Origin of the sequence: Mesorhizobium sp. M1A.F.Ca.ET.072.01.1.1 (assembly GCF_004023325.1) — a bacterium.
Lineage (GTDB): Bacteria > Pseudomonadota > Alphaproteobacteria > Rhizobiales > Rhizobiaceae > Mesorhizobium.
Map to the genome: position 1 here is coordinate 1 of NZ_RZSF01000390.1, position 5,510 is coordinate 5,510.

At 60.8% G+C, this 5,510-nt stretch carries 7 protein-coding genes and 2 pseudogenes; 5 read left to right on the forward strand and 4 right to left on the reverse strand.

The window, feature by feature from the left end; all coding sequences use genetic code 11:
* Positions 1 to 10: 10 nt before the first annotated feature.
* Positions 11 to 1,080 (reverse strand): IS630 family transposase gene (locus EOA32_RS32475; protein ID WP_128373910.1). Its coding sequence is split into 2 segments (ribosomal slippage): positions 11 to 594 and positions 594 to 1,080, totalling 1,071 coding nucleotides; the frame shifts between segments, so codons are not numbered across the junction.
* A 287-nt stretch (positions 1,081 to 1,367) separates the two neighbouring features.
* On the opposite strand from EOA32_RS32475, the gene EOA32_RS40275 reads away from it, so the two are divergent.
* A complete protein-coding gene (locus EOA32_RS40275; RefSeq protein ID WP_245499461.1) occupies positions 1,368 to 1,727 on the forward strand; it encodes a hypothetical protein in 360 nt (119 codons plus the stop codon).
* 6 nt (positions 1,728 to 1,733) lie between these two features.
* Entirely contained in the window at positions 1,734 to 1,895 is a 162-nt protein-coding gene (locus EOA32_RS32480) for a cold shock domain-containing protein (RefSeq protein ID WP_245499463.1), read from the forward strand.
* Between the two features lie 177 nt (positions 1,896 to 2,072).
* Here the strand turns inward: EOA32_RS32480 and EOA32_RS32485 are convergent, their stop codons facing one another.
* Positions 2,073 to 2,534: a MucR family transcriptional regulator gene (locus EOA32_RS32485; RefSeq protein WP_128373911.1), complete on the reverse strand. Its 462-nt coding sequence runs from the start codon at positions 2,532 to 2,534 to the stop codon at positions 2,073 to 2,075.
* Between the two features lie 369 nt (positions 2,535 to 2,903).
* On the opposite strand from EOA32_RS32485, the pseudogene EOA32_RS38955 reads away from it, so the two are divergent.
* The 3 genes and pseudogenes from EOA32_RS38955 to EOA32_RS40285 all read left to right on the forward strand — a co-directional run.
* Positions 2,904 to 3,373: pseudogene (locus tag EOA32_RS38955) on the forward strand (MFS transporter); the annotation flags it as partial.
* Positions 3,374 to 3,516: 143 nt separating this feature from the next.
* A pseudogene (locus tag EOA32_RS40280) lies at positions 3,517 to 3,678 on the forward strand (ABC transporter ATP-binding protein); the annotation flags it as partial.
* Positions 3,679 to 3,718: 40 nt separating this feature from the next.
* Entirely contained in the window at positions 3,719 to 4,066 is a 348-nt protein-coding gene (locus EOA32_RS40285) for a hypothetical protein (protein WP_245499462.1), read from the forward strand.
* 157 nt (positions 4,067 to 4,223) lie between these two features.
* On the opposite strand, the gene EOA32_RS32495 is transcribed toward EOA32_RS40285, so the two are convergent.
* Together EOA32_RS32495 and EOA32_RS32500 are read right to left on the reverse strand one after the other, a co-directional pair.
* Positions 4,224 to 5,054, reverse strand: a complete 831-nt coding sequence (locus tag EOA32_RS32495; protein WP_128373912.1) for an ABC transporter ATP-binding protein — start codon at positions 5,052 to 5,054, stop codon at positions 4,224 to 4,226.
* Positions 5,051 to 5,510: ABC transporter permease subunit (locus EOA32_RS32500; RefSeq protein ID WP_128373913.1), on the reverse strand; the 460-nt coding region annotated here is incomplete at its 5' end. The genes EOA32_RS32500 and EOA32_RS32495, both read right to left, overlap by 4 nt.

A 5,510-nucleotide genomic window follows, 5' to 3' on the forward strand; every position in this document is an offset into this window, starting at 1 on the left:
ATACCAAGAGTCATGGAGTTTGACCGACATGCGCCCACTCCCGCATTCCGATTGATTTGATGGTTTGGGGCGCAGCGAGGAGCTTCTGCCAAGCATCGCAAGCGGCGTCGATGATGGCGTCGTAGTCGTCGAAGACGCGGTTCGAGAGCCAATTCTGCCGCAGATATTGCCAGACGTTTTCGACCGGGTTCAGTTCCGGGGAGCGCGAGGGCAGGAAGATCGCCGTCATGTTTTTCGGCATCCTGAGATTGGCGGTAGTGTGCCATCCGGCCCGATCCATGACGAGCACGGCGTGCGCGCCCTTTTCAACATGGCGGCTGATCTCGTCGATATGGCGTTGCATGGCCTCGGTGTCGGCAAAGGGTAGGGCCAGAGCGGCACCGGCGCCGCGCGCCGGGCAAATCGCGCCAAACAGATATGCGCTCTTGTAGCGCTGATCGGCCGGCTGGCGGGGCCGGGTGCCCCGCCTTGCCCATTGCCGCACGATGCCGTTCTTCTGGCCGATGCGGGCTTCATCCTGGAACCAAAGCTCCACCTTCGTGCGCGGGGGCAGGTCGCAAAGATGCGCCTTCAGCGTGCGTGGCCAGTTTTTTTGAACTCCTCGACAATATGGGCGTCCTGGCCCGGATGATGCGGGCGCGCGCTGATGTGCGAGAAGCCGAGCTTGTGCAGCAGTTTCCCGACATAGCGCGCGTCGTAGTCCACGCCGAAGCGCTCCTTGATGACGCGCTTCAGGTCGATGCGCCGCCAGCGCACGACGCCGTCAACGGCACGGTCCGGCCCCGTCTCCACCATCGCAGCCAATTCGCGCTGCTGGTCTGGCGACAGCCGCGACAGCGGACCAGGCGACCACTGATCGAGAAGACCGTCGGGGCCCACAGTATTGAACCGGTGCACCCAGTCGCGCAGCGTCTGCCGATCCATCCCGCCGATCCGCGCCGCATCGGTTCGGTTCATCCCGTCCAGAACCGCCGCGATCGATAACAGCCGGCTGCTCTGCCGCACATCCTTCGAAGCCCGCGCAAGGCGTCGAAGTTCGCTCGCCGAATAGTCATCCCGTAATTTCACCGCTGAACCCATCGCCGAATCTCCTTCGGCATCAGGGAATCACGGTCCACCTGCGACACAAAATCACGAAAGAGTCAGCGCCCGAGACCGTTGGTATTACATCGAGTGCCGAGCAGGGGCTTTAGTTGGTCGGCCTGTTTGTCGACAACTCACACAGAGACGCCCGCCGAAAGCCCGCCCAAGTGCGCTCACAACCGAGGCATGTTTGTGAGGCCTGCTAACCTCTGCGGACCGGACGACGCCAGCTTAGGGATCCATCTCACTTTTCCATCGCCTTCTCTGAGGTCGTCGCCCATCTGGTGTCGCGCAAGGTCGCCAAGGGGCTGAAGCCGGTCGAGGCCGCGCATCAGGCGCTGAAGCGGCTCTCGGGCGCCTTCGCGCTGGCGATCATGTTCAAGGGCGACGAAGACCTGATCGTCGGCGCCCGCAACGGCCGTTGCAGCCATAAGGGACAAAGCAGTTGTTGCGCGTTTACGGCCGGTATCGTGCAGGTGATTTTCCTCCTGGCAATCCGAGGGCCTTGCGATTTCTCGTTTTTGCTGCGCCTATCCCCAAGTCAGAATGTTAACTGGCTTGGGCAAACCAACACTGCAACTGAAACAAAGGAAAAATGCATGGCAACTGGCACGGTGAAGTGGTTCAACAGCACGAAAGGCTAAGGCTTTATTCAGCCCGATGCGGGTGGCCCAGACGTTTTTGTCCACATTTCCGCTGTGGAGCGTTCGGGGCTTTCGACTCTCGCTGACGGGCAAAAGGTTAATTACGAGATCGAGCAGGACCGCCGCACCGGGAAATCCTCAGCCGGCAATCTCAGCAAAGTAAAGTGAGCTGACGGCCTTTTGCGCATGCGGAGCAGCCGCCCGGCGGTGGCCCATACCGTCCCCCCGCAGACGAAATCGTACGGGAACATAAATCGAGCATGCCGTGCGCAAGTTGCTGCCTAGCGCGAATGCGACGAAAGGCGGGTTCTCCCCGCCTTTCAAGTCAGCGCGCCGGAACAACGCTCAGGCCGCGCCGTTCTTACGGGTCCCCTTTGCAGGGGCTGCCTGTTCGGTCTGATTAGGCTTTCTACCTAGGCCCATGGTCTTGGCTAAAGCCGAGCGCGTCGCGGCATAGCTCGGGGCGACCATCGGATAGTCTGCCGGCAGGCCCCACTTGGCGCGGTATTCTTCAGGCGTCAGACCATAATGGGTCGCGAGATGCCGCTTCAGCGACTTGAACTTTTTTCCGTCCTCCAGGCTGATGATGTAGTCGGGCGTGACCGATTTCTTGATGGGAACGGCAGGCTTCAGCTCCTCAGGCTTCACGACCGGGCCACCGATCGTGCCTTTTAAGGCGGCATGCACCTGGTCGATCAGGCCCGGAAGATCGCCCACGGGGACCGGATTGTTCGATACGTAAGCCGATACGACGTCGGCGGTAAGCTCGATGAGGGCATCACTATTGTTCTCGATTTCTTCTGTCACGGAATGCTCCTGATTTTGGCTTCTGCAAAATTCAGTTTGATTAATGAAACCAGCCACAGAACGCAATGAAAGTTGCGTTCTACCCCTCAATACGGTCTTCTCAAAGTAGCGCGCATACGCGTGATGAATAGACAGATCGCACCTCTCAAAACTTCCAGAAGAATGATCGATTGGGGTGCTAAGGCGCTTTGGCGATGGATGGGACGCAGCCCTCGAAAATTACTGAGCCTCGGCCTATAATGCCTGATCCTGCCACTCTCCACAGGCAAGTCCTGCAAAGGAGGAATCTCCAACTAAACGTAGACACAAGCGGAGAGGGACTCGCCCAATGAGCAGGGTGGCGCGCGCGCGGACGCGGCTTCGGTTTCGTTGGCGACGTTCGCTCCGCTTGAGAATCCGACCTTTCGTGTAATCTGGCTTGCCGCACAGGTGTCGAGCCTGGGCTGGCTGTTCCAGACCGTGGCGGTCAGCTGGCTGATGGCGACCATCTCGGCCTCGGACGTGATGGTCGCCCTGGTGCAGACCTCCACGACGCTGCCCGTATTCATTCTGTCGATCTTCGCCGGGGCCATCGCCGACAATTTCAGCCGCCGCCATGTCATGGCGATAGGCTGGTGCGTGATAGCGTTGTCATCGATCATGCTGACCGCTTTTGTGGGGCTGGGAATATACAATACAATCCATGGATGATCCTGGCATTCAGCTGTCTGGCCGGATGTGGAGCTGCCTTCACTGATCCGGCCTGGCATGCCTCGGTTGGCGATATCCTGCGAAAGCGCGAAGTTCCGGCCGCGGTCACGCTGATCTCGGTCGGCTACGATGCCATGCGGAGCATCGGTCACGGCGAATTCGTCTGTCTTCTGGGGCCATCCGGCTGCGGGAAATCAACCCTCCTCGGGCCTTGGTGGGACATATCAAGCCAGCTGCCGCATCGTTTCCATCGATGGGGAGCCCCTAAAAAATCCCCATCTGGAAACGCGGCATCGTTTTCCAGCACCACACGCTTTTTCCGTGGAAGAATGCTCGAGACAACGTCGCTTTTGGCCTAAAAATGCGCGGCGTCAAGCGCGGGCAGCGGCGTCTCGAGGCAGAGAAAATGCTCGCTCTCGTCGGTCTGAACGGCTTTGCAGGGCGCTATCCGGGTCAGCTGTCCGGCGGCATGCAGCAACGCGTCGAGATGGCGCGTGTTCTCGTCAACTCTCCTGCTGATGGACGAGCCCTTCGGGGCGCTCGACGCCCTGACGCGGCTGCGGATGCAGGAATTGCTGCGCGATATCTGGGAGCAATTCCGCAAAACAATTCTGTTTGTCACCCATGATATCGAAGCCCTGCTTCTCGCCGACAGGAGCATCGTCATGCAGGCGCCGCCCGGCCGGATCCGAGGGGAAATCACCGTACCTTTCGAGAGACCGCGTATGACCGAGATCATCGCCTCGAGCGAGTTCATGCGCCTGAAACAGCATTGCCTGCAACTTGTTCACAGCGAAAGGCGAGGGGATACTTTGCCCCGGCTTTCTCCCTTGGGTTTGTGAGTGAGTGTCGAGGGACTCTCGGCAGCCCCCATCCTTCAACGGTTCATGAACTCGGGAATTTATGGCCTTCGGCTTGCGACGGAACGAACAAGGGCAGTTGCTGGTGCGACTCTCCCTGTTCGGCGAAGGTGAGAGCCGCTTTGAGAGGTGCCGGCGGTCAGGCGCTGCGGCGAACTTCGGCGGCAGCATCGCTTCCGGTTCGCGACACGCCGAGGCGGGACAACACCTCGTCGCGAAGGCCAATGAAATTCGGATCGGAGCGGTCGCGGGAGACTGCGTCGGTGACGGGTAGGATCGTGGCGATCCGTCCGGGATGGGGATGCATGACGACGATCCGATCTCCAAGGTAGACTGCTTCATCGACGTCGTGCGTGACGAGCACGGCGGTCGTGCCCTCGTTCCGGACGATTCTTTGAAGTTCGTCCTGCAGGCGCAGCCGGGTCAGAGCGTCGAGGGCCCCGAAGGGCTCGTCGAGCAGCAGAAAGCGCGGCTTGGTGACAAGCGCCCGGGCGATCGCCACACGCTGCGCCATGCCGCCGGACAATTGGGCAGGATAGGCTTTGGCAAATTGCTCGAGGCCGACGAGATTCAGATGGTCGCGAACGAGTTGGCCCCGCTCAGCCGCGGCCAACCCGCTTTGGCGCAGCGCCGCCGCCACATTGGCCTCGACATTGAGCCAGGGCAAAAGCCTGTGCTCCTGAAAAACGATCGATCGATCGAGACCGGGCCGTTCCACCCTCTGTCCATCGACCCGGATCTCGCCGTCATAATCAGTGTCGAGGCCGAGGACCAGCCGCAGCAAAGTGGATTTGCCGCACCCCGACGATCCCACGATGCTGACGAACTCGCCCTCGCCGACTGCAAGATGGACATGCGACAGGGCCTGGACCTGTCGGCCGGCGACCCTGAACCTCTTGCTGACGTCAGCAATCTCCAAAGCGTGGCTTTGGCCACGTCCCCGTTCGGACGTGGCGACGGGGTCGCTCATGGCATCCTCCAGCGCAGAAGGCGATGCTCCAGGGCGCCGGCGACGACATTGAAGACCACGCCGACGCCACCGAGCAGCAGAATGCACAGCAGCAGTAGATCCATGTGGAACAGATGCTGGCCCTCGTTCATGCGCCCGCCGAGACCGGGTGCGATGTTGAGCAGAAGCTCGGCGCCCACCGTAGCGGTCCAGGCGTAAATCAGCGCCGAATGCAGGCCCGTGAAGATTTGCGGCAGCGCACCCGGGATGGCGATGATCCAGGCAAAGTCGAACCAGCCGAAGGTCAGGACGTCGGCAAGCTCGCGATAGCTCCGCGGAATGCCGGACACTCCCTGCCAGGTGTTGATCAGGGCCGGCTGAAACGCCGCGAGCGCGATGAAGACGACCTTGCCGGCCTCGCCGCCACCGAACCACATCGAGATGAGGGGAACCCAAGCGAACAGGGCGATCTGACGG